General features: G+C 64.7%; 29 protein-coding genes, 5 tRNA genes and 1 pseudogene. 22 read left to right on the top strand and 13 right to left on the bottom strand.

The genetic code is table 11. From position 1 onward, the window contains the following. Positions 1 to 154 precede the first annotated feature (154 nt). From ACLHZ1_RS19025 to ACLHZ1_RS19040, 4 genes are all read right to left on the bottom strand, one after another. A complete protein-coding gene (locus ACLHZ1_RS19025; protein WP_427263354.1) occupies positions 155 to 592 on the bottom strand; it encodes an acetyltransferase in 438 nt (145 codons plus the stop codon). 59 nt (positions 593 to 651) lie between these two features. Beyond that, positions 652 to 1,113: a GNAT family N-acetyltransferase gene (locus ACLHZ1_RS19030; RefSeq protein WP_427263355.1), complete on the bottom strand. Its 462-nt coding sequence runs from the start codon at positions 1,111 to 1,113 to the stop codon at positions 652 to 654. A gap of 34 nt (positions 1,114 to 1,147) precedes the next feature. Next, a complete protein-coding gene (locus tag ACLHZ1_RS19035; protein ID WP_427263356.1) occupies positions 1,148 to 1,480 on the bottom strand; it encodes a YnfA family protein in 333 nt (110 codons plus the stop codon). Positions 1,481 to 1,610: 130 nt separating this feature from the next. Then, positions 1,611 to 2,456, bottom strand: a complete 846-nt coding sequence (locus ACLHZ1_RS19040; protein ID WP_427263357.1) for a DUF5718 family protein — start codon at positions 2,454 to 2,456, stop codon at positions 1,611 to 1,613. Between the two features lie 320 nt (positions 2,457 to 2,776). Between ACLHZ1_RS19040 and ACLHZ1_RS19045 the strand changes: the two genes are divergently transcribed. The 3 genes from ACLHZ1_RS19045 to ACLHZ1_RS19055 all read left to right on the top strand — a co-directional run bounded on the left by ACLHZ1_RS19045 (position 2,777) and on the right by ACLHZ1_RS19055 (position 4,306). Beyond that, positions 2,777 to 3,175 carry an NUDIX hydrolase gene (locus ACLHZ1_RS19045; RefSeq protein ID WP_427263358.1) on the top strand — a complete coding sequence of 133 codons (399 nt, stop codon included), beginning with the start codon at positions 2,777 to 2,779 and terminating at the stop codon, positions 3,173 to 3,175. Positions 3,176 to 3,335: 160 nt separating this feature from the next. Then, positions 3,336 to 3,878, top strand: coding sequence for an N-acetyltransferase family protein (locus ACLHZ1_RS19050; protein WP_427263375.1), 543 nt, complete (start codon positions 3,336 to 3,338; stop codon positions 3,876 to 3,878). Between the two features lie 89 nt (positions 3,879 to 3,967). Beyond that, positions 3,968 to 4,306 (top strand): antibiotic biosynthesis monooxygenase family protein, encoded by a 339-nt coding sequence (locus tag ACLHZ1_RS19055; RefSeq protein WP_427263359.1) that lies wholly within the window; start codon positions 3,968 to 3,970, stop codon positions 4,304 to 4,306. A 63-nt stretch (positions 4,307 to 4,369) separates the two neighbouring features. Here ACLHZ1_RS19055 and pdxY read toward each other — a convergent pair. After that, positions 4,370 to 5,298, bottom strand: a pseudogene (pdxY, locus tag ACLHZ1_RS19060) (pyridoxal kinase PdxY). Positions 5,299 to 5,485: 187 nt separating this feature from the next. Here pdxY and ACLHZ1_RS19065 point away from each other — a divergent pair. The 3 genes from ACLHZ1_RS19065 to ACLHZ1_RS19075 all read left to right on the top strand — a co-directional run bounded on the left by ACLHZ1_RS19065 (position 5,486) and on the right by ACLHZ1_RS19075 (position 7,193). After that, positions 5,486 to 5,806 (top strand): HI1450 family dsDNA-mimic protein, encoded by a 321-nt coding sequence (locus ACLHZ1_RS19065; RefSeq protein WP_427263360.1) that lies wholly within the window; start codon positions 5,486 to 5,488, stop codon positions 5,804 to 5,806. 42 nt (positions 5,807 to 5,848) lie between these two features. Continuing rightward, positions 5,849 to 6,532, top strand: coding sequence for a monofunctional biosynthetic peptidoglycan transglycosylase (gene mtgA, locus ACLHZ1_RS19070; RefSeq protein WP_427263361.1), 684 nt, complete (start codon positions 5,849 to 5,851; stop codon positions 6,530 to 6,532). A gap of 337 nt (positions 6,533 to 6,869) precedes the next feature. Next, the gene (locus ACLHZ1_RS19075) at positions 6,870 to 7,193 is read left to right on the top strand and encodes an HI1450 family dsDNA-mimic protein (RefSeq protein ID WP_041998552.1); all 324 of its coding nucleotides are present in this window, start codon (positions 6,870 to 6,872) and stop codon (positions 7,191 to 7,193) included. Between the two features lie 99 nt (positions 7,194 to 7,292). Here ACLHZ1_RS19075 and ACLHZ1_RS19080 read toward each other — a convergent pair whose 3' ends face one another. Together ACLHZ1_RS19080 and ACLHZ1_RS19085 are read right to left on the bottom strand one after the other, a co-directional pair. Beyond that, a complete protein-coding gene (locus tag ACLHZ1_RS19080; RefSeq protein ID WP_408815652.1) occupies positions 7,293 to 7,700 on the bottom strand; it encodes a DUF1289 domain-containing protein in 408 nt (135 codons plus the stop codon). A gap of 1 nt (position 7,701) precedes the next feature. After that, on the bottom strand, positions 7,702 to 8,646 hold the full coding sequence (locus tag ACLHZ1_RS19085) for a CvfB family protein (protein WP_408815654.1): 945 nt from the start codon (positions 8,644 to 8,646) through the stop codon (positions 7,702 to 7,704). A 253-nt stretch (positions 8,647 to 8,899) separates the two neighbouring features. On the opposite strand from ACLHZ1_RS19085, the gene ACLHZ1_RS19090 reads away from it, so the two are divergent. The 4 genes from ACLHZ1_RS19090 to ACLHZ1_RS19105 all read left to right on the top strand — a co-directional run bounded on the left by ACLHZ1_RS19090 (position 8,900) and on the right by ACLHZ1_RS19105 (position 11,409). Next, on the top strand, positions 8,900 to 10,117 hold the full coding sequence (locus tag ACLHZ1_RS19090; protein ID WP_427263362.1) for a UPF0149 family protein: 1,218 nt from the start codon (positions 8,900 to 8,902) through the stop codon (positions 10,115 to 10,117). A 235-nt stretch (positions 10,118 to 10,352) separates the two neighbouring features. Next, entirely contained in the window at positions 10,353 to 10,823 is a 471-nt protein-coding gene (locus ACLHZ1_RS19095) for a MarR family winged helix-turn-helix transcriptional regulator (protein ID WP_041998563.1), read from the top strand. Then, complete coding sequence (locus ACLHZ1_RS19100) at positions 10,820 to 11,008, top strand: DUF4250 domain-containing protein (RefSeq protein ID WP_427263363.1); 189 nt, start codon at positions 10,820 to 10,822, stop codon at positions 11,006 to 11,008. The genes ACLHZ1_RS19095 and ACLHZ1_RS19100 overlap by 4 nt, the downstream gene beginning before the upstream one ends. Positions 11,009 to 11,232: 224 nt before the next feature. Next, entirely contained in the window at positions 11,233 to 11,409 is a 177-nt protein-coding gene (locus tag ACLHZ1_RS19105; RefSeq protein ID WP_084205461.1) for a hypothetical protein, read from the top strand. A 96-nt stretch (positions 11,410 to 11,505) separates the two neighbouring features. On the opposite strand, the gene ACLHZ1_RS19110 is transcribed toward ACLHZ1_RS19105, so the two are convergent. Continuing rightward, a complete protein-coding gene (locus ACLHZ1_RS19110) occupies positions 11,506 to 12,093 on the bottom strand; it encodes an FMN-dependent NADH-azoreductase (protein WP_427263364.1) in 588 nt (195 codons plus the stop codon). 226 nt (positions 12,094 to 12,319) lie between these two features. Between ACLHZ1_RS19110 and ACLHZ1_RS19115 the strand changes: the two genes are divergently transcribed. The 4 genes from ACLHZ1_RS19115 (at position 12,320) to ACLHZ1_RS19130 (ending at position 15,691) form a co-directional block, all read left to right on the top strand. Further along, positions 12,320 to 13,210, top strand: a complete 891-nt coding sequence (locus ACLHZ1_RS19115; protein WP_427263365.1) for a DMT family transporter — start codon at positions 12,320 to 12,322, stop codon at positions 13,208 to 13,210. 73 nt (positions 13,211 to 13,283) lie between these two features. After that, positions 13,284 to 14,462 carry a formate-dependent phosphoribosylglycinamide formyltransferase gene (gene purT / locus ACLHZ1_RS19120; protein ID WP_427263366.1) on the top strand — a complete coding sequence of 393 codons (1,179 nt, stop codon included), beginning with the start codon at positions 13,284 to 13,286 and terminating at the stop codon, positions 14,460 to 14,462. 128 nt (positions 14,463 to 14,590) lie between these two features. After that, positions 14,591 to 15,250: a hexitol phosphatase HxpB gene (hxpB, locus tag ACLHZ1_RS19125; RefSeq protein WP_427263367.1), complete on the top strand. Its 660-nt coding sequence runs from the start codon at positions 14,591 to 14,593 to the stop codon at positions 15,248 to 15,250. 237 nt (positions 15,251 to 15,487) lie between these two features. Continuing rightward, on the top strand, positions 15,488 to 15,691 hold the full coding sequence (locus tag ACLHZ1_RS19130) for a CPXCG motif-containing cysteine-rich protein (RefSeq protein ID WP_041998580.1): 204 nt from the start codon (positions 15,488 to 15,490) through the stop codon (positions 15,689 to 15,691). Positions 15,692 to 15,770: 79 nt separating this feature from the next. Here the strand turns inward: ACLHZ1_RS19130 and ACLHZ1_RS19135 are convergent, their stop codons facing one another. After that, complete coding sequence (locus ACLHZ1_RS19135; RefSeq protein ID WP_427263368.1) at positions 15,771 to 16,061, bottom strand: YciI family protein; 291 nt, start codon at positions 16,059 to 16,061, stop codon at positions 15,771 to 15,773. Positions 16,062 to 16,163: 102 nt separating this feature from the next. Then, positions 16,164 to 16,775, bottom strand: coding sequence for a riboflavin synthase subunit alpha (locus tag ACLHZ1_RS19140; RefSeq protein ID WP_427263369.1), 612 nt, complete (start codon positions 16,773 to 16,775; stop codon positions 16,164 to 16,166). A gap of 162 nt (positions 16,776 to 16,937) precedes the next feature. Here ACLHZ1_RS19140 and ACLHZ1_RS19145 point away from each other — a divergent pair, with 162 nt between their 5' ends. The 8 genes from ACLHZ1_RS19145 to ACLHZ1_RS19180 all read left to right on the top strand — a co-directional run bounded on the left by ACLHZ1_RS19145 (position 16,938) and on the right by ACLHZ1_RS19180 (position 20,444). Further along, entirely contained in the window at positions 16,938 to 17,156 is a 219-nt protein-coding gene (locus ACLHZ1_RS19145; protein ID WP_408795596.1) for a YaeP family protein, read from the top strand. 152 nt (positions 17,157 to 17,308) lie between these two features. Continuing rightward, positions 17,309 to 18,658, top strand: a complete 1,350-nt coding sequence (locus tag ACLHZ1_RS19150; protein WP_427263370.1) for an MATE family efflux transporter — start codon at positions 17,309 to 17,311, stop codon at positions 18,656 to 18,658. Between the two features lie 55 nt (positions 18,659 to 18,713). After that, complete coding sequence (locus ACLHZ1_RS19155) at positions 18,714 to 19,751, top strand: DUF3080 family protein (RefSeq protein ID WP_427263371.1); 1,038 nt, start codon at positions 18,714 to 18,716, stop codon at positions 19,749 to 19,751. Between the two features lie 241 nt (positions 19,752 to 19,992). Beyond that, positions 19,993 to 20,069: transfer RNA gene (locus ACLHZ1_RS19160), tRNA-Val, on the top strand. Positions 20,070 to 20,085: 16 nt separating this feature from the next. Next, a tRNA-Val gene (locus ACLHZ1_RS19165) sits at positions 20,086 to 20,162 on the top strand. Positions 20,163 to 20,178: 16 nt separating this feature from the next. Continuing rightward, positions 20,179 to 20,255 (top strand) — tRNA-Val (locus tag ACLHZ1_RS19170). Positions 20,256 to 20,276: 21 nt separating this feature from the next. Beyond that, positions 20,277 to 20,353: transfer RNA gene (locus tag ACLHZ1_RS19175), tRNA-Val, on the top strand. A gap of 14 nt (positions 20,354 to 20,367) precedes the next feature. Then, a tRNA-Val gene (locus ACLHZ1_RS19180) sits at positions 20,368 to 20,444 on the top strand. Between the two features lie 407 nt (positions 20,445 to 20,851). On the opposite strand, the gene ACLHZ1_RS19185 is transcribed toward ACLHZ1_RS19180, so the two are convergent. The 3 genes from ACLHZ1_RS19185 to ACLHZ1_RS19195 all read right to left on the bottom strand — a co-directional run bounded on the left by ACLHZ1_RS19185 (position 20,852) and on the right by ACLHZ1_RS19195 (position 23,298). After that, on the bottom strand, positions 20,852 to 21,766 hold the full coding sequence (locus ACLHZ1_RS19185; protein ID WP_427263372.1) for a nuclease-related domain-containing protein: 915 nt from the start codon (positions 21,764 to 21,766) through the stop codon (positions 20,852 to 20,854). A gap of 83 nt (positions 21,767 to 21,849) precedes the next feature. Next, positions 21,850 to 22,626 (bottom strand): DUF429 domain-containing protein, encoded by a 777-nt coding sequence (locus ACLHZ1_RS19190; protein ID WP_427263373.1) that lies wholly within the window; start codon positions 22,624 to 22,626, stop codon positions 21,850 to 21,852. A 108-nt stretch (positions 22,627 to 22,734) separates the two neighbouring features. After that, positions 22,735 to 23,298: a VC2662 family protein gene (locus ACLHZ1_RS19195; protein WP_427263374.1), complete on the bottom strand. Its 564-nt coding sequence runs from the start codon at positions 23,296 to 23,298 to the stop codon at positions 22,735 to 22,737. Between the last annotated feature and the right edge of the window lie 362 nt (positions 23,299 to 23,660).

Raw genomic sequence — 23,660 nt, forward strand, 5'->3', positions numbered from 1 at the left:
ACCGTCATGACCGTTGAGATAGTGAAGAACGACCTGACGTTTGAAGTCGGTCGAGTATTTTTGCTTTCCCATAGAAACGAAGAACCCCTACTCGTTGGGTGTCCAACTTTCGGGGTTCACTTCACGAGGGCGGTTTTTTTATGCTCTGGCGCCCTTACTCGGCGGCCAGGGCCATGTGCAGCAGGGGATAGGGCTTGCCCTGGCCATCCAGGGGGGAGCGCCCCGTCACCTCGAAGCCCAGGTGCTGATAGAAGCCGACAGCCTGGTCATTCTGCTCGTTGACGTCCACCCGAGTCGCCCCCAGGCACTGGATGGCATGAGCCACCAGCTGGCGGCCGACCCCGCCCCCGTGCGCCTCGGGGGCGACGAAGAGCATCTCGATGTTGCCCTCAGCCACCCCGATAAAGCCGACGATAACGCCATCCTGCCTGGCGCAATAGAGGCGCACGGCATCGAAATAGTGCTCCAGGATAAGAGGCCTCAGGGCCGCGATGTCTTCCTCTGGCAGGAAGTGATGGGTGGCGCGCACCGAGGCCTCCCAGAGGGCGATCAGGACCGGGTGATCCCCTGTTTGCGCCTGTTCAATTTTCATGATCGTTCACTCTATCTGTAGCAAAAGGGGCAAATGCTAAGCCTCAGGGCAGGACATCATCAAGGTGTTGCCCTGGCCTCGGCCTGCTTGATGACGAACCCCTTCTCGATGCCGGCCTTGAAGCCCAGTTTCTCATAGAGGCGATGGGCCTCAGTGCGCCCCTCCCCCGACAGCAGCATCACCTTGTAGCAATCCTGCGCCCAGGCCAGGGAGAGCGCCCGCTCGATCACCTGCTGGCTCAGGCCCTGGCGCCGAAACCCAGAGGCCGTCACCACGTGCTCTATGATGGCGAAGGGCCTGCCGCCGTTGGTCAGGGTCGGGATCACCGCGAGCTGGCAGGTGGCGGCGAGCTCACCCGCCACTTCGGCCACCAGGAGCCGCACCCCGGTCTGGGCCAGCAGCCGCCCCAGCGCCGCTCTCGCCACCGACGGCGCCAGCGCGGGATCCCGGGGCCTGAGCTCCCCATAAAGACGGAGCAGGCCCGCCAGATCCTCTTCCTTGCACTCTCTGATCACCACCATGGCGACCCTCCTGATCTTCTGCGCCCCTCTCGCCCTATGCGGATCTGGGGGCAAATATGATGATGGCCATGCCGAGCAAGGCCACCCCGGAACCGACCCAGTCCCACAGGGTGGGTCTGATGCCATCCACCGCCCAGAGCCAGAGGATGGCGACGAAGACATAGACGCCGCCATAGGCGGCGTAGACACGGCCGGCGGCGGTGGGATGCAGGGAGAGCAGCCAGGCAAAGAGGGCCAGACTCAGGCCCGCGGGCAGCAGCAACCAGGCGCTGCGCCCCTGGGTCAGCCACAGATAGGGCAGATAGCAGCCGACGATCTCGGCCAGCGCGGTGATAAGGAACAGCCCGATCGTTTTGAGCTCCGGCATCATGGCCTCTTCAAACCCTGTGACAAAGGCTGAATGGTAAAACAACTCATTGGCTTATGTCAGCACGCATGCCCCATGGGAGGAGGAAGAGAGGACAAGCCTTCCCCCGCGGGCGCAGGGGAAGGGGGCGTCAGCGGACCCTGACCGCCTGGAGCAGGGCCGAGACATCCGGGCCGAAGGTGCGGGCGCCAATGGCCGCGCGGATCTCCGCTTCGCCGTAGCGGCTGGCGGGGTAGAGCACCACGCAGGCGGTGTCGCCTGGTTCCAGTAAGTGAGTCTCGCCGAAGGGGGTGTAGCGAGTGGCGCCAATGCTGATGAGGGCGTGGGCCGGGCGCCCCGCCTGGACCAGCAGCCCCTGGATATGCTCGGCCGGGCCCTCATCCTGCTGATGGTTGAACTTGTCGATAGCCCAGTCGAGCAGTTGCTGATGGAAGTAGCTGTAATCCACCGCCGCGCTGTCGATGCCATAGGGGTGCAGCTCGCCGCCGCGTTCCAGATAGCAGGCGATGCGGTAGTCGTCGAGCTCGCATCCGGCGCCAAAGTGGGTCAGGGGCAGCAGGCTCGCGGCCAACCCCTTGCTCTCTTCGCCCCAGTTCTTCTTCTCGCTGATCTTTTTGGCGTTGGGGCGGCGGATGGAGCAGTCGTTGTAGGCGCCAAACGCCTTGGGGTGGATGGCCACCACCTGCTCCCCCGCATATTCCAGCTCGCACCAGAGCGCCACTTCCGGCTCGATCTGCACCTTCTCGTCACCGCTCACCGCCGCCTCTGGCAGGAAGATGGCGTCGCCGCTCAGGGGAAAGACCCCGAGCTGGCCGGGATGATCCGGCACATAGAAGGGGAACAGCGCCTTGGGGGCGACCTTGTCCGCCACCTGGACGGCGACAAAGTCCGCCGCCTCCCCCGCCTGCTCCAGGTGGCCGGCAAAGTTGCCCGCCACCCCGAGTCCGATAAATGTGCTCTGTGCTGTGACTCGCATCTCTCTTCATCCTCTCTTGTCGCGCCCGGGAAGCTCGCGCCCAGACACCGGGCGACTACCGCTAAAGTGGCAGGAATTAAACCACAGCCGCCGGGCCCCGCCCAGTGCGAAGGCCCCATCCTGTGCGCCAGGGCGAACTTTTGGGCGCCATCTGACGGTGCCCGGCGCCAAGGCGCCCCATGCCCGGAAACACTCTGTTTCCAGCCGGGCCCCTCCTTCCCCTTGGGCCGGTGTGCCAACTTTGTTAGGCTGCCCGCCATCCCCTGCCCCCCGGCGGGCAGACGCCCTGCCCGGGCATCATGACTCAAGAGGAGAAGACCATGACTCAGATAGACAAGCTCGCCTGGTTGGCGATCCGGGATCGCCGCCTGTTGTGCGTGCGCTCCCACGGCAAGACGCTCTTCTACATTCCGGGCGGCAAGCGCGATCCCGGCGAGAGCGATCAGGGGGCGCTGCTGCGGGAGATCAGCGAGGAGCTGACCGTGCGCCTCGCCCCCGCCACCCTGCGCCTGGCGGGGGACTTCGAGGCCCAGGCCGATGGCAAGCAGGCGGGCGTCAGGGTGCGGCTGCGCTGCTTCTTTGGCGAGGGAGAGGGCACGCCGACCCCGGCCGCCGAGATTGCCGAGCTGGCCTGGTTGGGGAGCCAGGACAAGGAACGTCTCTCCGCCCCCGCCCTGTTGGTGGTGAACTGGCTGCACGAGCAGGATCTGATCGACTGACCTTGGCCACCAACTCGGGAATAGGGCGCGCCTCCCTCGACAAGGGGAAGAGTGGCTTGTTATAACAGGTGTTTTCCCGACGCGGCGCGCCATTGCGCGCGCCCAGCAACCGCCACTGCCAAGGAGTGCATGGATGTCTGCCACCCCCTCAGCCAGGACGATGCCAACCCAGGATAGCCCCGCCCCCTGCCACTGCGTGCCCCTGACCACCCTGGCCGGATACGAGCCCGCCCTGGTCCGGCTACTGCAGGAGGTGGTCGCCGATGGCGCCTCCATCGGCTTTCTGCCGCCCCTGTCCGAGCAAGCCGCCAGGGCCTATTGGCAAGGGGTCGAGCAGGATCTGCAGGGAGGGCGCCGGCTCTGGCTGGCCCTGGCAGCGGCCGAGCAGGGGGGCGCCGTGCTCGGCACAGTGCAGCTCTCCCTGTGTGGCAAGGCCAACGGCCGCCACAGGGCCGAGGTGGAGAAGCTCATGGTCTCCCCCACGGCACGGGGGCTGGGGATAGGCCGCGCCCTGATGGCCGTCATGGAACAAGGGGCCCGGGCTGCCGGGCGCACCCTGCTGGTGCTCGACACCCGGGTTGGCGACGTCGCCTCCCACCTCTACTCCCGGCTGGGCTACCTGGCGGCGGGGCAGATCCCGGGTTTTGCCATCAATGACGATGGCAGCCTGGCGGCGACCCAGTTCTTCTACAAGCCACTCTGACGCACCAGGCCAGCCCAGCGGCTGGCCTGGTTTATTGACGCATGCACAGCTCAAATGATCCCAACCTCCCGAGAGGGCAAGGAGCCATCATGATATTGGAAGTCGCCCCGCTCACCGTCATCCCGGGCCAGGAGGCCGAATTCGAGGCCGCCTTCGCCAAGGCCAGCGCCCTCATCGCCGCCATGCCGGGCTATCTGGGCCATCAATTGCAAGTCTGCATGGAGCAGGAGAACCAGTATCTGCTGCTGGTGCAGTGGCAGTGCCTGGAGGATCACACCCAGGGATTTCGCACCTCGCCCCAGTACCAGGAGTGGAAGGCGCTGCTCCATCACTTCTACCACCCCTTCCCCACCGTGCTGCATTATCGGGGGGTCATGGCCCAGGCACCGGGCCAACCGCTGTGCTATCCGGGGGGCGCGCCTCGATAGTCGGGGCCACCGCCCCCAGCAAGAGGGCTCCCCATGGGGAGCCCTCTGCATCGATAGGCCGGCTCACCCCAGGCGCTCGGCCCTGTGGACTATCCGGGGATCGGTGAAGGCCTCCTGGGCCGCGACCAGCTGCAACTCGTAGGCATCCGTCTGCCAGGTGTGGCGCAGCACCGCATCCACCGCGGCATTGGTGCGCTCCAAAGCGGCCACCCCGTCAAACCCCGCCTGCAGGTTGGCCAGCATCAGGGCGCTGATGAGATCCCCCACTCCCACCGGCTGGCGGGCAAACTCGTAGAGCGGCCGGGCGATGAGATAATCCCCCTCGGGGGTGGCCAGCAGCATCTCGAAGCGGCCGGGATCCCTGGCGGCGCGGCCCAGGTGCTTGACCAGCACCATCTTGACGCCGCGCTCCAGCAACTGATGGGCGGCGGCGCGGGTCTGGGCCAGGGTCGTCAGCGAGGCGCCGCACAGGGTCTCCAGCTCCAGCAGGTTGGGGGCCAGGATGTCGGCCACCGGCAGCGCCTGCTCGGTGAGGAAGCGGGTCACGCCGGGGGCGACGATGCACCCCTTCTCCGGGTGGCCCATGACGGGGTCGCAAAAATAGATGGCCGCCGGGTTGGCTGCCTTGACGGCCGCCACCACCGCCAGGATTTCGCTCCCCTGCTCGGCCGAGCCCAGGTAGCCGCTCAGCACCGCGTCGCAGCGCCCCAGCACCTCTATGTCCTGCAGCCCCTGGCAGAGGGCCTGGATATGGCCGACGGGCATCGCCATCCCCTGCCACCCCGCCGCGTACTGGGTGTGGTTGGAGAACTGCACGGTCATAGCAAAACTTGCACACATGAGAATTAATATCATGTGTGCAATTGGCCCAACAAAACCACCGTGTTGACGGGCCATACCTCCATACCGAGACGGCGCATGGGGAAGACGGCGGCGCTGTTGCCGGCGCAGCCAAATACCACGTGGGACTGGATAGAGAGAATTCGCTTCATGGCAAGACTCGAAGAGAGAGAAGAAGAGGGCGCAATATAACGGATGCAGGGTGCCCACGGCCAGGGTCTGCGTGCCTGCGAGGCTGCCGCCCTTATCGCTGGCCGACTATTTATGAGGGCCCGACTCTGTGGTTTAATGTCGCCGCGCCCCCTGGGCGCCCCCTTACCGTCATCAATCGGAACGCTTATGTCCACACAGCAACACAGTGTCGAAACCCTGCTCAATACCGCCCTCGAACTCTTCATGGAGCTCGCCTCCGACAACCTGCCCGAGCACGAGATAGCCCTGTTCAATCAGGCGTTCAACGAGCGCGGCCTGCTGGCCGAAGCCGAGCCTGGCGACGACTGGGACGCGGATGTGGGCTTCGAGGTGACGGACGCCGACTACGCCGAGATCTGGGTGGGACTGGAGGACAGCGAGCAGGAGGTCGAGCACCTGTTCGCCCGCATGCTGATCGCCCGCGCCGTGGACGAGAAGTTCTGCCACATCGAATGGCTGCCCGACTGAGCCTCGGATGAAACGCCCTCTGTCCCCTGACGCGAGCGTCCCATGCTGAGCTGGCTGTGGCGCATCCTGCTCGGCGCCCTGCTGCTGTCGGTGGCCCTGGTGGCCCTGCTGGGGTGGGTCAATCCCCCCACCTGGAGCTGGCGCATCCAGCGCGCCATCTCGCCACCGGCCCCCATCAAGCAGGTGGTGCACCAATGGGTCAGCCTGGACGCCATCTCCCCCCAGCTGCAGCTGGCGGTGGTGGCGGCCGAGGATCAGCACTTTCCCGATCACAACGGCTTCGACATGGCCGCCATCAGCGCGGCCTGGCAGCATAACGAGCAAGGGGGACGGGTGCGCGGCGCCAGCACCCTCAGCCAGCAGACCGCCAAGAACCTCTTCATGTGGGACGATCGCAGCTTCGTGCGCAAGGGGCTGGAGGCCTGGTTCACCCTGCTGATGGAGCTGGGCTGGGACAAGGCCCGTATCCTGGAGGTCTATCTCAACATCGTCGAGTTCGGCCCCGGCATCTATGGCGCCGAGGCCGCCGCCAGGCACTACTTCGGCAAGCCTGCCATACGCCTCACCCGCTATGAGGCCTCCCTGCTGGCGGCGGCGCTGCCCAACCCCTGGCGCTATCGGGTCTCGCCCCCCTCCCCCTATGTGGCCAAGCGGGCGGCCTGGATCCGTCGCCAGATGAGCCAGCTCGGTCAGATCACCCTGAACCGGGTTCAGGAGGCGAACTGACCGCCTGCGGGGTCGGCTGCGCCGGCCCCAGATGGCCACCCACCGTTTCGCGGTGCAGGGGCAGATAGTGCCACCACCAGGTCTCTCGCCGCCGTCGGACACGCAACCGCTGACTTCGTCTCTTCATCATGCCGCTCCCGAGGGACACACGCCCCGGCTATTACCATAGCGCCAGGGCGAAGTGGCAACCAGCGACCCGGTGGCATCCACCAGCTCGCCGCATCATCACGACGCCCCTGCCGATGTGGCGGTCCGCTCATCAGCACGGCCCCGGCGCACTCGCCGCCAGCGCCATTCCTTGTTACAGTAGCGGGTCTCAAGCATCTGGAGTGATCTCATGGAACAACGTACCCCGGATCAGCTGGTCGAATGGGCCTATGATCAGTTTCTCGAACAGGCGGCCGACATGCTGGCCCCCGAACAGATCGTCGACATTACCCTGGAGTTCGAAAAGCGCGGCGCCGTCGAGGCCACACTGCCCAATGCCGACTGGTCCCGCGAGCTGGGGGTGCCGGTGGATCTGGAACGTTGGGCCGAGGTGTGGATAGGGCTGCTCGATCACCAGGAGGAGTTCGAGGTGATCTACGCCAGCTATCTGCTGCCCCGTCAACAGGACGAGCATGAGGTGCATGTGCGCTGGTTTCGCCACGAGCAGGCCTGATCTCCTCCCGGGTTGGCGAAGCGGCCCGGGAGTAAAAAAAGGGCGCCGAAAGGCGCCCTTTTTGGGTTCTTGGGGCGTCACCCGCCCCTGTTGCCAGGCTCAGCCGGCGTCCCTGGCCTCGATGGCCCGGATCAGGCAGGCCCGGCACCAGCAGGCCGGGGCGTCGCTCATGGCCAGTGCGGGCAACTGGCTGCACCAGCAGTCGCCGATCCCCTGACCCGCCGACAGGGCGCAATAGGCGGCCTCCCCGCACCCCGGGCACAGGTGGGTGCTCGCGGGCAGGTCCGCCTCCCTGGATGCCGCTTGCGCGCCTGTTCCCTGCGCCTCTGGCACCACCCTCACCACCCCCAGGACCTGGCCTGTCGATCGGGTCGCCAGGGTGGCCATGATGGCGAGTTGCTGCGCCTGGGTCAGGCTGGACCAGCTCGCTATCTCAGCGAGGGTGCGGCCACAGCCGAGGCAGCTGTCCCCCTCCAGCTTGCAGCGTCCCACACAGGGGCTGGCCATCTCAGTCCTGCTCGCCTCGGGGAGCGGACTCCCCGCTCTGGGCCCCGCCGACCAACCGAATGCAGTTGGGTTCTATCTCGATCAGCCCCTGCTTGTAGAGGCCACCGATCGCCTTCTTGAAGGTGCCCTTGCTCATGGCCAGCAGCTTGTAGATGAGCTCGGGTTCGCTCTTGTCCCCCAGGGCCAGTTCGCCGCCCTGCTTGCGCAGTCGCGCCAGTATGGTGGTGCCGGCGTCGTCCATCCGCTCGGTGATCCCCGGCTTTTGCAGGGTCAGATCCAGCTTGCCGTCGTCGCGCACCTGCTTGACCCAGGCGGTCTGGGGCCGGCCCGTCATCACCCGGCCGAATACCTCGTTCTTGAACAGCATGCCGGGGTAGCGATCGTTGACCACCACCTTGATGCCAAGGGGGGTGTGTTCGCCGGGCAGGGCCGTCACCTGATCACCGACCTGGAAGGGGGGCCGCTCCTGGGAGAGGAAGCGTTCGATGCGGCTGGTACCCACCATGCGCCCCTCGTTGTCGAGCATCAGGTAGACCAGGTAGACATGCCCCACCTGCATCGGCTTGTTCTGCTCCCGGGTCGGCACGAACAGATCTTTCTTCATGCCCCAGTCGAGGAAGGCGCCGATCCTGTTGGCATTGACCACCTTGAGACCGGCCAGCTGGCCCACCATGGCAAACGGCTTGTCGGTGGTGATCACCGGCTCGCAGTCGGCATCCAGATAGAGGAAGACGGCCACCTCATCCCCCTCGGCCACCCCTTCCGGCAGTTGGCGCTTGGGCAGCAGCAACTCGCCATACTCGTCCCCGGCGGCGAGCCAGGCGCCCCTCTCTTCGAGTTCGATCACGGTGAGGGTGTTCATCTTGCCAATCTGTATCATGGTGCTCTCTTGTCTCTCGTGTTCACGGACAGTCTGTCCCCGGACCGCGTCCGGCTGGGGGCGCATCTTACCGCAAAGGGCCCCCCCCGGCCTAGTCTCTTGCGGCGCCAGGGCGCCTTTCTTGCCTTGCCGGCGACACCCTCAGCGCCCCCGGGATCGTCATGAGTATCGCCGCCAGATTGCCGAACATGGCGACCGTTAGCCTGGCACTTGCTGCATTCCCCCCTCTTTTTGGTTAGACTGCGCCGCTATTTTCACTCGCAACCGGCCCCAGGCGCGCAGCCCAGCGGGCCCTTTCGCCATCGTCAGAGGAGCCGTGATGAACCCAGCCAACCGCACCCGCCAACTCAATCTCTGGTTGCAGCAACACAGTGGCGAGGCGCTCAGCTACCCGGCCCTGCACGGCTTCCTCTGCGCCCGACTGGTGGGGCCGGATGGCCCCGACTGGCGGCAAGCTCCCCTGGCCGGCCTGCTGTCCCGGGATCCCGCGCTTGACCCGCGCAGCGCACAGGCGCTGCACCACCTGATCGCCGAACTGGAAGCCCAGGCCGACGAGGCCCAACTGGCCCTTCCGAGCCAGTGCCGTCTCCCGAACGAGCAACCCGAGCAGGTGTTCGACATCCACCACCCCCTGGGCCAGTGGAGCCACGGCTTCAGCCTGGGGCTGGCCTGCTGGCCCAAGCCGAAGGATTTGAACGATCCCCTCACCCAGCGCCGCCTGCGCCTGGCCGCCGAGCTCTGCCTGTTTCGGGACTTGCCCCTGGCGCGCATGCTGCATCAGGCGGCGGCAAGCGAGCTCCCCTTCTTCGATTTTTGCAAGCGCCAGCGCCAGCAGATGAAGGGGGCGCTCAATGATCTGTTGCGGATCGAGGGCTGGACGCCGCCCGGGGAGGCGCCCCAAGAGCAGGAGAGCGAGCAGGCCGCCCGCTGGCGGGGTTGGTTCGAGCAGGCCAACGCCAGTCGCCACCCGGGGGAGCGGCTGGTCTGGTTCGAGCGCATCATCCAGGATGCCGAGCCGCTGTTCGATGCCCCCTTCTGGCAAGCACTGGATGGCCATGGCTGGAGCGCCGGCGAGGCCCGTCCCCTGCTCGCGGCCAGGGCGGGGCACGCCGATGCCCTGTTCGAGCTGGGGCAACTGCCCCAGGCCCGCCGCGAGTACGAGGCGCTGCTCACCCTGTGCCGCCAGGATGAGCCGGGTTGCCGCTATCCCCTGGCCAGCCTCTACGCCATCTGCCGGGAGTGGGATGCCCTCGCGGCGCTCCTCGCCCGCTTCGACGAAGCCTCCTGCGCCCTGCTCTACAGCCGCGCCCTGCTGCAATTTGTCCGCCAGGGGGCTGAGGGGGCCGGGCCGGCCCTCGCGGCGGCCCTGGCCTGCAATGCCCATGTCCCGGCCTACCTGCTCGGCCAGCGCAAGTTGCCAAGGCAGGCCCCCGACTACTGGCAGAGCGGCAGCCGGGACGAGGCCGCCAGCTATGCCCTGCAGGGGCGTGCCGCCTGGCTCGCCGAGGGGGCCCTGCTCTGGCTGCGCAAGCGCTGACGAGCCTGGTGGCGCAAGGGATGAATGGCGGTACCCGCCATGGCCGGGAGAGGGAGCTAACCTGACAGAGGAAGATCCCCGTTTGAGACGCTCACTCGGGAGGCGGGCCTGCGCAGTCGTGCGCCAGTGCACATTTTTCGGGCCCTTGTTCAGACAAAGCGTCTTGAGTTACGTATCATCAGAGCAAAGTATCAAGAGAAACTGCATCCGATGCAGGACAACAGCAGGAGTTCATATGCAAAAACTCATCGGTCTGCTTGCGCACTACCCCCCCTATCAGCTGGTACATGCCGCCGAGATGGTGCGGGAGACCTTCGAGCAGTTCTATCAGGCCCGCTATCAGCTGACCGTACCCCAATGGCGCCTGATGATGGTGCTGGGGCCCAACTACCCCATCAGCCAGAAGGAGCTGGTGGAGGCGAGCGGCATGGACAAGGTGCGCATCTCCCGGGAGATCCATCGTCTCAGCGAGAAAGGCATACTCCAGGCCCAGAGCAGCGAGCAGGACAAGCGGGTCAGCCTGGTCTCCCTCACCGAGCAGGGCGAGGCCCTGTTCGCCCAGCTCAAGAGCGAGGCGAGCAGCTGGCAGCATACCCTGACCGACTATCTGCCAAGCGAAGCGCGCCAAAGCATACGCCAGCATCTGCAGAGCGTGAGCGAAGCCATGGAGCAGCTGCACAAACTCGACCAGGAGCAACAACCATGAACCTGCAACGCTTCGACACCATGGATGTCAACATGCTGCTGAGCCTGATCAACATGCAGCTGCGGGATCACTACCATGATCTGGACGATCTCTGCCGGGCCCAGGAGATCGACAGGGGCGCCCTCGAGGCCCGCCTGGCCAGCGGCGATTTTCACTATCAGCCCCAGCAGAGGCAGTTCCGCTGATAAGGCCCCTTGCTCGCGCGGGCAAACCAGCTCCGCAGGGCGATCGGGATCACAGCCCTGAACGAGCGCGGATCCTGGCGCGAAAAAACTGCTAGGATGTAGCTCTCGTGGGTAGGCCTTCTGGAGGCCATGCCCGAACCGGCGCCATGCGGCTCGATGCACGGAAGCATCAAACTGTCATCTGCGGCGATTAACCTCATCCCTGTCCCACAAGGAGGTACCCCATGATCCCGACCCGACAGGCGAGCCTGATCACCCTCTGTGCCCTGCTGATGATCAGCCTGTTTACCCCCATTCTCCCCGACAGCACGGAGCAGTGGCTCAGCCTGCTGCTCATCGGCTCCCTGGCCGTGGTGCTCCTGCTGGTGGTGGGAGGGTGCCGCCGCTTCATCCTGGAGTAGCCCGCGCCAGCCCGCCCGCTCAGACATCCACACCATGCAGACAAAAAACGCAGCCAGAAGGCTGCGTTTTCGTCATGGGAGCGGGGCGCTGGCGGCTCAGTAAGCCAGGGCCTCGAGCTGGGATTTGGCCGCTTCGATCCCCTTGGCCTGGGCATCCGGGCCCATGCCCATCCCCTCGGCGTAGATGAAGTCCACCTCCTTGATGCCGATGAAGCCGAGCACGGTGCGCATGTAGGGGGTCACCAGATCGGTGGGGTTGCCCAGATGCAGGCCGCCACGGGGGGTGACCACCAGGGCGCGGGTGCTGTCCACCAGACCGACCGGGCCGGTCTCGGTGTAGCGGAAGGTGACGCCGGCGCGGGCAATCAGGTCGATCCAGTTCTTCAGCTGGGTCGGGATGTTGAAGTTGTACATGGGGGCCGCGATGATCACCAGGTCACTCCCCTTGAGCTCGGCGATCAGTTCGTCGGACTGGGCCAGCACAGCCAGCTGACGCTCATTGAGGTTCTCGCCGCCGCGCAGGCCCATGGCCAGCTCGCCGTCCAGCACCGGCAGGTTCAGGGTCGCCAGGTCACGTACCGTGACGCTGTCCCCCTGACGCTCGGCCAGGTAGCCGTCGATCAGGGCGTTGGATTGGGAATATTGACCCAGGATGCTGGACTTCAGAACGAGGATATTGGCCATGGTACACTCCATTTGCTTGTTAGTTGAACAGCTGGGCTGTCCATGGAGGTCACTATAAACACTGCGTTTGAGGCCTGATAGCGAAAATAGATGCTCAAGTTGTTCAAATATTTTGATGCTTGGCTCTCTGCTCGCCAACCAAGGGAGTCATCAAAGACCTGATCCTTGGCAGAACAAACGATTGCCGTTATGATCCGCCGCACTTTTTGTTCGTGATCCGGATCCCATGACCTCCTCCCGCAGGCACTCCCCCTTTGCCGGCGCCGTCTGGATGATGGTGGCAGGCCTCTGCTTCGCCGCCGTCAACAGCCTGAGCCAGTATGTCAGCTTCAAGCTCGGCCTCCCCTCGACCCAGGTCGCCTTTCACCAATATCTGATCGCCCTGGTCTGCCTGCTGCCCTGGCTCGTTCGCCACGGCCTGCGCCAGTCACTGATGACGAACCAGCTGCGGCTGCACCTGCTGCGGGTCGCCCTAGCGGTCATCGGCATCCAGTTCTGGCTCTGGGCCCTGGCGGTGCCCGTCCCCATCTGGCAGGGGATAGCGCTCTTGATGACCTCCCCCCTGTTTGCCACCCTGGGGTCGGCCCTGCTGCTCAAGGAGCAGGTGAGCCGGGCGCGCATCCTGGCCACCCTGACGGGGTTTGTCGGCGCCATGCTGATCCTGGCCCCCTGGACCGATGATTTCAGCTGGGCTTCATTGCTGCCGGTGGCGGCCGCCCTGTTCTGGGCAGGCTACTCCCTGCTGGTGCGCTATCAGGCGGCGAGCGAGTCGTCCCACACCATAGTGGTCTACCTGCTCATCTTCAGCACCCCCTTCAACGCCATGCTGGCCCTGCCCGAATGGCAGTGGCCAAGCGAAACCCAGTGGCTGCTGGTGGCCGCCTCCGGCGTGCTGTCGGCCCTGGCCCAGATGTCCATCGCCCGCGCCTACAGCGTGGCGGAGGCCTCCTTCGTGCAACCCTTCGATTTTGCCAAGCTGCCCATGAACGTGCTGGCCGGCTGGCTGGTATTTGGCTGGGCGCCTCCCGGCCGATTGTGGCTGGGAGCCGCCATCATCATCGGCGCCATCACCCTGCTCACTCATCTTGAGCAGCGCGCCCACCAATCCGCTTCCTGAGGTACGCCATGCGTGCCTCTTTTTTTACTCACCCGGATCAGCCCTGCTGACCACCGACCTCAGGAGAGATCAGATGTTTGGAACCGCCACCCGCCCCGCTGCCACCCGTGCCCTGCTGCTGGGCTCAGGCGAACTCGGCAAGGAAGTCGCCATCGAGCTGCAGCGGCTCGGTATCGAGGTGATCGCCGCCGACCGCTACCCCCATGCCCCCGCCATGCAGGTGGCCCACCAGGCCCGCGTGCTGGACATGCTCGATGGCGCCGCCCTGCGCGCCCTGGTGGCCGAGGTCAAACCCGACCTCATCATCCCCGAGATTGAGGCCATCGCCACCGACACCCTGGCAGAGCTTGAGCAGGAAGGGGTCAGGGTGGTGCCCAATGCCCGCGCCACCCAGCTCACCATGAACCGCGAAGGGATCCGTCGCCTCGCCGCCGAAACCCTGGGGCTGCCCACCTCTACCTACCGCTTCGCCCAGAGCAAGGAGGAGTTTGTCGCCGCCGTCGAGGCCATCGGCCTGCCCTGCGTGGTCAAACCCGTGATGAGCTCGTCGGGCAAGGGGCAGAGCCTGCTGCGCGACCTCGCCAAACTGGATGATAGCTGGACCTATGCCCAGGAGGGGGGCCGCGCCGGTCGTGGCAAGGTGATCGTCGAAGGCTTCGTCCCCTTCGAGTACGAGATCACCCTGCTCACGGTGCGCGCCGTGGACGGCATCCACTTCTGCCAGCCCATCGGCCATCGCCAGGAGGATGGCGACTACCGCGAATCCTGGCAGCCCCAGGCCATGAGCGAGCTGGCCCTGGCCAGATCCAAAGAGGTGGCGGCCAAGGTGGTCGAGGCCCTGGGTGGCCATGGCCTGTTCGGTGTGGAGCTCTTCATCCGGGGCGACGAGGTGTGGTTCAGCGAAGTCTCCCCCCGCCCCCACGACACCGGCATGGTGACCCTGATCTCCCAGGATCTCTCCGAGTTCGCCCTGCACGTGCGCGCCATCCTGGGGCTGCCGGTCGGCACCATCACCCAGTACGGCCCGAGCGCCTCCGCCGTGATGCTGCGCGATGGCCACAGCCAGGATATCCGCTATCAGGGGATTGGCGAGGCGCTGGCCCTGGTGCCGGGTGCCCAGTTGCGCCTCTTTGGCAAGCCGGAGATCGCCGGTCGCCGTCGCCTCGGGGTGGCCCTGGCCCGCGGGCAGGATTGCCAGGAGGCGGTGGAAAAGGCCAAGACGGTCGCCGCCCGGGTCGAGGTCCTGTTCTAGGCAATCCGCTTTAGCACGCGAAAACAAACGTTTATCCGCGTGATCCGGCGCAAGGGGCAGGTGACTGCCCCTTTTACATTGAGGCGCCAGCCTTATAATCCCCCCTTCACCTATGTCAGGAGTACAAGATGTTAACTGCCGTGATCTTCGATATGGATGGTGTTCTGATCGACTCGGAACCCTTCTGGCAACGGGCCCAGATGGCCGTTTTCTCCGAGCTGGGCCACTTTCACACCGAGGAAGATTGCAACTCCACCATAGGGGTGCGCATCGATCAGCTGGTGGCCCACTGGTATCGCATCCGTCCCTGGAGCGGTCCCAGCCAGCAAGAGGTGGTACAGCGCATCCTGGATCAGGTGATAGCCCTCATCCTGCAAGAGGGACAGGCCAAGGCCGGGGTGCTGGAAGCCCTCGACCTCATCGAGGCGCAAGGGCTGAAAGTGGGTCTCGCCACCTCCTCCCCCTTTGCCATGGTCGAGGCGGTGCTCGGCAAGCTCGGCATCCAGGATCGTTTCATGGCGGTCCACTCCGCCGAGGTGGAGCGCTTTGGCAAGCCCCACCCGGACGTCTATATCCATGCCGCCGAGAAGCTGGGGGTCGAGCCTGTGCACTGTCTCGCCATCGAGGACAGCTTCACCGGCCTGCTGGCGGCCAAGGCGGCCTCCATGCAGGCGCTCATCGTGCCGGACCCTGCCCTGGTGGGTGACCCCCGTCTCGCCATCGCCGATCACCAGCTGCGTTCGCTCGCCAACCTGGATGCAGAGATGCTGGCCGACTGGATAAAATAACAAGCAGGTGCGGATCCTTCCCATGCGCCCGGCCCTGGTGGGCGTTGCGCACCTCGCCATCGCCGACCATAGGTGCGCTCGCCGAAAGAGCCTGCCCACAGGTCACGCCCTGATGCGAGTCCCGACCCCCTTGTCTGCCTGGCCCTGCGTAAAGGTGCGCTGGCTCCCGGTATGGTGAGGCCACACTGGCTAGACTCTGGGATATGGCCATGCACCCTTGGCCTTCGGGAGGTCACCATGATCGACTACATCAGCAAGCGAATCGTCTGCCCCCACTGCGGCCACCACACCCGGGTCGAGCTGGATGCCAGCCAGGGGGATCAGGAGTTTTACGAAGATTGCATGGCCTGTTGCAATCCCATACATCTGAGATTGCACCGGGACGAGGTGCGCGACTGCCTGCAACTCTTCGTGGATGCCGACGACGAGCAGATGTTCTGAATCGCCCTGTCCAGACACAGAGCAAAAACAAGCGGGACCCAGTGGGTCCCGCTTGTTTTGGTGCCATCGTCAGCTTGGGTCAGCCCTCCCTCAAGCAGGCCCCATCCGCCGATGTCAGGGTCGGAACAAACTCCACCACCTGATAATCGGCCGCCCCTGCCTGCTGGAAGGGATCCTCTGCCAGCACCGCCTCCAGGGCGTCACGGCTCACGCCCCGCGCCAGTATCACGCCCCCGACCCGGGGTACCCGACGCCCGGACGCCAGAAAATGGCCTGCGGCATACTGCCGCTCCAGCCACGCGATGTGGGCAGGGATCAGGGCGTCAATCTCCGCCAGCGGTTTCACATAGGTCAATGTCACGACAAACATGGGCAAGTCTCCAAGGCTAAAGGGGGGTGCCTCTTCCACAAGAGGGCGCTTCTCCCGTGATGCCGCCCTCCTCTTCGTACCCTGGGGGCGGCGCTCAGGTGCTTACTGGCGCGCCGCCAGCACCCGCTCCACGGTGTCGACGATGGCCTGGGTCTGGGGATCGATCTCGATGTTGGTCTGCCAGCCCGCCTTGACCCAGCCCAGGTTGGTGCGGGCCAGGGTCTCGGGAATGAGGTTGACGCAAAACTCGTTGCCGCGCACCTCGCCCACGGTGAGGCTGATGCCGTCGATGCCGATGTAGCCCTTGGTCAGCACGTACTTCATGAGCGTGGGATCGAGGCGATACCACACCTGGCGGTTGTTGGGGGTGTCGATGACCGAGATGACCTCGGCCGTGCCCATGATGTGGCCGGACATGGCGTGACCGCCAATCTCGTCGCCAAAGCGGGCGGCCCGCTCCACGTTGACCTTGTCCCCGACCGCCAGCGCGCCGAGGTTGGTCAGGCGCAGGGTCTCCTGCATCAGATCGAAGCTGACCAGATCCCTCTCCACCCGGGTGACGGTGAGGCAGCAGCCGTTGTGGGCCACGGAGGCGCCAAGCGCCAGCCCCTCGCCCCAGGCCTGGCTCGGCATGCGGATCACATGGGTGCGAAAGTTGGGCAGATCTTCGATGGCCACCAGTTCGGCGGTCCCCTGTACTATGCCGGTGAACATGTCTCGTCTCCCTGTCGTGCAAATCGGTCGTGAAAAGATGATCGTGAAAAATGGCTGGCAGGTTAACCCCCACCATCGACCAAGACAAGCATGCTGGCTGACAAGGGGGGCCCCGATCGTTATAGTGACCCCATTCCATCCTGGCTTAATGAGGAAACAAAAATGCAGGTATATCAATGCTGTGAAGCCATTCGCATCGCCTACAACCAGATTGGCTCCGGGGAGCAGGGCTACGTGCCCCAGGCCATCGCCGCCAGCATAAGGGCCCTCGATGCGGTGGCCCGGGACGAGCGGGTACCCAGCGAGCTGCGCGAGCAGGCCGCCTACGCCGCCGCCAATCTCTTGATCAGCGACCATGAGGACAGCGAGATCAGGGGATAAGCAACCCCATTGGGGGGCAAGTCGCACGCTATCATTTCGTTTGTCTGGCCATTGCGGCTAGAATGACTCCCTCGGTGCCCCGTTCTGGTGCACCGACCTTCTCTTTATCCATGTCATCATGCCAACCCTGGCTGTTCCCACCGGAGGTGTCAGTGCAACGTTATTGGTCCGAGGCGAGGCAACTCATTCGTCTTGCCAGCCCTATCCTGGTGGCGCAAGTCGCACAGATCGCGATGAACTTTGTCGATACCGTGATGGCCGGTCAGGTCAGCGCGGTCGATCTCGCCGCCGTGTCGGTCGCCTCCAGCTTCTGGCTGCCGGTGATCCTGCTGGTACAGGGGATCATCATGGCGCTCACCCCCATCGTCTCCCAGCTCAACGGGGCCCGCAAACGGGACCAGGTGCGCCCGGCGGTGCACCAGGGCTTCTGGCTGGCGCTGATGGTGACCCCCATCGCCATGGGGGCCCTCTATGTCAGCCCGCTGGCGCTGCAGTTCATGGACGTGGATCCGGTGATGGCGGACAAGACCGCCGGCTACCTGCACGCCATCCTGTGGGGCCTGCCCGCCTTCGTGCTGTTCCAGGTGCTGCGCAACTTCAGCGAGGGGCTCTCCCACACCATGCCCACCATGGTGATTGGCTTCGTGGGGCTGGCGGTCAATATCCCGGCGAACTACATCTTCATCCATGGCCACTTCGGCATGCCCAAGCTCGGTGGCGTCGGCTGCGGTGTGGCCACCGCCATCGTGCTCTGGGCCATGCTGCTGGCGATGATCCTCTATGTGAAGGTCTCCACCCACTTCAAGGCGATCAGACTGTTCAGCCAGCTTGCCCGCCCCAACGGCAGCCGGATCTGGCGCCTGTTTCGCCTGGGGTTCCCCATCGCCATGGCCATCTTCTGCGAGGTGACCCTGTTTACCGTGGTGGCCCTGATGCTGGCGCCGTTTGGGGCAGAGACGGTGGCGAGCCACCAGATAGCCCTGAACTTCTCCAGCCTGGTATTCATGCTGCCGCTGTCCATTGGTGTCGGTGTGACCATACGGGTCGGCCACAGCATAGGGGAAGGCTTGCCTGATCACGCCAGGGTCGCGGCCCGCACCGGCTTGATGCTGGGCATCGCGGTCGCCGCGGGCACCGCCGCCCTGACCGTGCTGCTGCGCGAGCAGATCGCCGCCATCTACACCGATGATCTCCAGGTGATCACCCTCGCCGCCATCTTGCTGTTCTTCGCCGCCATCTACCAGATCTCCGATTCGGTGCAGGTGGTGGCCGCCGCCGCCCTGCGCGGCTACAAGGACACCCAGGCCATCTTCTACATCACTATCGTCGCCTACTGGGGGCTGGGGCTACCAAGCGGTATGATCCTGGGATTGACCGACTGGATTGTGCCCCGCATGGGGCCCCAGGGCTTCTGGATCGGCTTCATCGTCGGCCTGACCGGCGCCGCCCTGATGCTGGGTGCCAGACTCAGGGTGATCTACGGCCGCTTCGCCACCCGCTGATGGGGCGGGCAACCCATTGACCCGGGCGCAGGCAGCGCCATGAAGGAGAGCGCGGATGGCAGTCAGAGGCACTGCCCTGGCCATGGTGCTGGCGACCACCCTGCTCGCCGGCTGCGAGCCCGGGCCTCAGTCGCAGTTTGATACCTATCAGACCCGGGTCGCCTCCGTGCTGGCGCGACCCGCCCCCGCCGCCGTGCCCGTCACCCCCATCCCCTTCCCACCCCAGCGGGCCCTGCAGCTGACCATCCCGGACCTGCGGGTCGGTCTGCTCGACATGCTGACCCTCAACCGCTGCGGCCTCGGCGCCCTGGTGGCCGAGCGCAACAGCCCCCTGGGCCGCAGCGCCGACCACTTCAGCCGCCTCGAGTACGAGTGGCAGCTGATCCAGCGGCTCGATGCCTGCCACAGCGAAGAGCCGCAGATCCGGCTCTGGCTCGCGGATCTTGCCCGGCAAAAGCGCGCCGTGCTCAGGGCCAGGTTCTGGAATGCCCTGGTGAGCAGCCAGGAGCTGCGCCGCGCCCTCTCCCCCCGCCCGGCGCCCCTGGCGCAGGATGCGAGCCTGGTCGAGACCCGGCAGGCCCTGCTCACCCTGCTGCAATGGCGAGACGGGGTGCTGGCGGCCGAGGCGCCGCGGTCGAGCAAGGCGCTGCCATCCCTGCCGCCCCTGACCCCGGCCCTGGAGAGCCTCTACCGGGATCGGGGGCTGGCGCGCCTGCTCTACTCCCTCGAGCTCGCCACGGCCCGCCTCAATCAGAGCGCGCAACAGATAGAGCAAGCCAGCCTGGATGACGCCTGCCCGGCCACGGATCCGAACCGGGCGGCGCGGCTGCGCGGCGCCCTTGGCCACTACTATGGCGGGGCGATCCAGCCCTGGCTCACCGGGCTGGATCGCCAGTTTCGCGCCACCGCCCCCCTGCTTGAACGCCTGCTGACCCCATTGACCCCCCAACCAGCCCTCTCCCCCTGGCGCCAGCGCTATGGTCTGGGTCTGCAGAGCCAGGCCGGGCTGGCGTTTCGCGCCGCCAGCCTGCGCCACGCCCATGGCTGGCAGCGGATCCTGGCCGCCTGCGCCGCCCGCCACCCAGCCCCCTGACGGCCAGGGTCACAGAGCAGCTTTTGAGCCGTCACGCCTGCAAAATCAACAGGCTGCGCAAGAACTGGGCAAACAGTCTCCTTTGTGCATGTCCCTTGTTGACAGCCTTGGGGGCCATGGGTAGTATGCCGACCACGTCAGCAGTGCTGGCGTGGTGAAGTGGGTTTGTCGCTCGATTGGTCAGAGCATGACCTTGGCATGGTGAAGATTGTGTCGTTGGTTCGAATTCAATTCATCGAGTGGGTTTATAGCTCAGTTGGTTAGAGCACTACCTTGACATGGTAGGGGTCGTTGGTTCGAATCCAATTAAACCCACCACTTTCTGATATGCGATGCGTCCTTAGCTCAGCTGGTTAGAGCACCACCTTGACATGGTGGGGGTCGGTGGTTCGAATCCACTAGGACGCACCATCAGCACACAGTTTTCGCGTCCTTAGCTCAGCTGGTTAGAGCACCACCTTGACATGGTGGGGGTCGGTGGTTCGAATCCACTAGGACGCACCATATTGCTGCGATAGCAGCCGTGGGTTTATAGCTCAGTTGGTTAGAGCACTACCTTGACATGGTAGGGGTCGTTGGTTCGAATCCAATTAAACCCACCACATTTTGAAAAGATGCGTCCTTAGCTCAGCTGGTTAGAGCACCACCTTGACATGGTGGGGGTCGGTGGTTCGAATCCACTAGGACGCACCATTTATTCAGGATCCCGCCTCGTGCGGGATTTTTGTTTTGCACTCCCCTCTTCCGATCCCCTTGGCTTGCAACAGCGACGCCCTTGATACCCCGAGATGGTTGCAACATCACGCACCTCACCGTTCAAGCGGACGCTCTCGTCCTGACGGTCTGTGGCGCCGCTAGCTGCCCCGTGCGTCACGCCTGGCTTGCCCGTGCGCCGTTTCACCGCGGCCACCGGGTGTGGCATTGTTGTTGGCCACTCTAGTTTGATGGCATATCTACATGGTTTTGACCCTGTGCTGATGAACCAAGACCCGGGCAAACCGCTGACTAAGGCGCATGTCGAGGCAGCGAATGAGCCGCGGGTGGTGAAGAGCGCGCCCTGCTCACGGAAAATGACCGGCCCCCAGCGGCTGAATTGAGGGCTAAAGCGGGCCTTGCATGCTGCGTTGGGCAATCTGATAGCTGAGCGCATTGATCTGCTCTTGCGAGAACTGCAAAACGCCCAGCCTCGGCAAGGTGGTGGCCAACTGCTTGTGATTGATGACAGGAAAGGGCGGTCGGGATTGCAGCTTGATGTACCAGCCAGGGAATACCAGCACAGGAGTAACTGGAATGGCCGCACCGACCGCCTTGCTCAGCCATTGATGCACCCAGCAGGCTTGGCGCTCGGCCTGACTCAGTGGTTCAATCTCGTACCAGGATGGAAACTGCAATCGCCCATCCCGAAACACGATTTCGTGATTCTTGCCACGCTGTCTGGCATCCCTCAGCCACTTGTGGCGCCCCTTGGTTTCGATGGCGAATACACCGTTGGCGCCCACCACCAGATGGTCAATATTGAAGCCTTCGGCCTGGATGTCATGAAAGACCTGATAACCCATCCCTTGCAAACGCATCAACTCGGCGGCGGTTGCCAGTTCGGCGACATAACCGAGCCGATAGCGATTCAGCTGCTGCAAATTTTTCCAGGCTCTCAGACAACAGCTGAGCAGACAAAGCAAGATCGCCAGCAGGATAAAATAAGGGGGCGTCTCTCTGGCCAGCAGCGCCTTGGCCCCCACACCGGCAAACGGCGCCGTGGTGATCAACACCGCCAGCAGCAGATAGCCGATCACATCCATCTGTCGATCTGATATCTGCTGCTGCAAGCCATAGCCCGGCAGCCGTAACAGGGCATCTCGATCGATGGGGAGCTTGACCGTCCGATCTCGGCGCTTCAACCAGAGCCAGAGAGTGGCGACAATGCCCCCCATCCCCAATAGCGGCAACACCAGGATCCAGACCCCGTCGATCAATCCCTCTTTCATCGCCTCCAGCAACCCCTGTATCACTGTCATGATGCCATCCTGCAGATCGTTTGAGTCTATCCAGCTTAGCCAGAAATCCTCAGCCAGTAGCAAGGGGCGGCCGGGTTAGCCGGTCAGGGCGCGAAGTGGTAGATCCAGCCCTCGTCCCGGGGGAAGTCGGCCGGAGGGGCCTGCAGGGGAGGCAGGGCGCCGACCGCCCCGTCGGCGGCGTATTGCAGCGCCATCAGGGCGCACAGGGCGGCATCGTAGGGATCCGTGCCCGGTTGCAGATCGGCAGGCAACAGGGCCCCGATGGCGGGACGGGCGCTCGTTCCCCTGCCCCCCTGCTTGGCGAGGGCGGGATAGACCTCCAGCAAGGCCCGCGCGGCGGTCGGGGCCTGCTGGGGCACCCGCACCAGAGGGGCCAGGGCCGCCCCCATCACCAGCGCCAGGCTGGCGTTGTTGCCGAGCCTGTCGAAGCTCGCCGAGAGCGGCTTCTTGCCATATTGCTGATGGAGCCAGCGTTCGCAGTCGCGATAGGCGTAGGGGTTGTCAATCTCCCGCTCGGGCACGGGCACCGCCTCCCCCTGCCCCGCCAGCAGGGCGCAGAAGGCGCGGGGAAAGGCGAGAGGCGCATCGATGCCGATGGCGAGGCGAGGATGCGCCAGCAGGGCGTCGCAGCGCCCCTTCTCCTTGAGCAGGGGCATCAGCAGGGCATAGCGATCCGGCGCCGCCCGCGAGCTCAGTCGAAACAGGGGCGAGACCCCGAGCCAGTGTACCCCCTGCTCCCCCCGGCGCCAGGCCACCAGCGCCACCGCCTGGGCATTGCCCTGCCAGCCCCGCACGTCCCAACCGATGCCGATGGCATCCCACTCCCCCCAGGCAGACCCTGCCCCCTTGTCGTGACTCATGTTCGCCTCTTTCTGCTCACCCGGCCGGCGCCGGGTGATTTGCCAAATGGATCGAGGACACAGGGTAAAGCAAGGGGGCGCCCTCCATAAAGGGCTGGCGGCCCTGGGTCAGAAGGATTTCTTGAAGTTGATGAGGGGCAGTATGGGGAAGATGCCGTTCTCGGCATAGTTGGCCAGGCCTATCTGCAGGCCATCCAGGTGCTTGGTGGCATTGACGAAACCCAGCTGGAAGGTGGTGCGCTCGGCATAGTTGACGAAGCCGACGTTGGCCAGGGCATTGCCCCGGGCGATGTTGACCGCCCCCCAGTTGAGCCCCTGCACGTTGTTGGTCAGGTTGACGAACCCCAGGTTCACCCCCCTGTCCTGGCCGTCGTGCCAGTTGACGGCGTTGATGGCGACCCCCTGGAACTGGTCACGCACCCTGCCCGCGCCAAAGAAGATCCCCAGCTGCAGGCCGGTGAAGCTGTTGACGTCCGACAGGGCGAACACCGGCAAATCTATCCCCTTGACCGAGGCGGTGCGCCCGTAGAGCAGGGAGGCGCGCGCCCCCTCCACCTGCTGGGAGGGGGGCAGATTGACCCCGGGCAGGGAGATCTGGACAGGGGTGCTGGCGTGGGCGGCACCGGCCAGGGCCAGCGCGCTGCAACCGAGCAGCAGGGCGAGAGGTTTCATCGGGAGACTCCTTGAACGGTCTGTGAGGATCCAGCCTACCAGTGCGCGGATCGGGAGACGAGGGCACCCAGAGCCCAGTGCGTCACCTACCGTCCCTCTCGGCCCTCCGGCCTCTTCCCCGGCGGAAAAATTCAAACAGAAATTAACATTTATGTCATTTACACCAAACCGCATTTGGTTGCAGAATGCTCAAACGCGCGTTTGAACATTGCCGATGACACGCGTACAGGGATGACTAGCTGTGATCTCTCTGTAGGTTGTTCACTCGGGGCATTCCCGCAGAATTGGAGGCGCCAACCAAACCAATCATCCGAGGTGCCCGAGTGAACAACCATAAAAATGCCCGATTAACCCTCTTTGGT

Source organism: Aeromonas sobria (assembly GCF_050266975.1).
In the GTDB taxonomy this organism is placed as follows: domain Bacteria; phylum Pseudomonadota; class Gammaproteobacteria; order Enterobacterales; family Aeromonadaceae; genus Aeromonas; species Aeromonas sobria_B.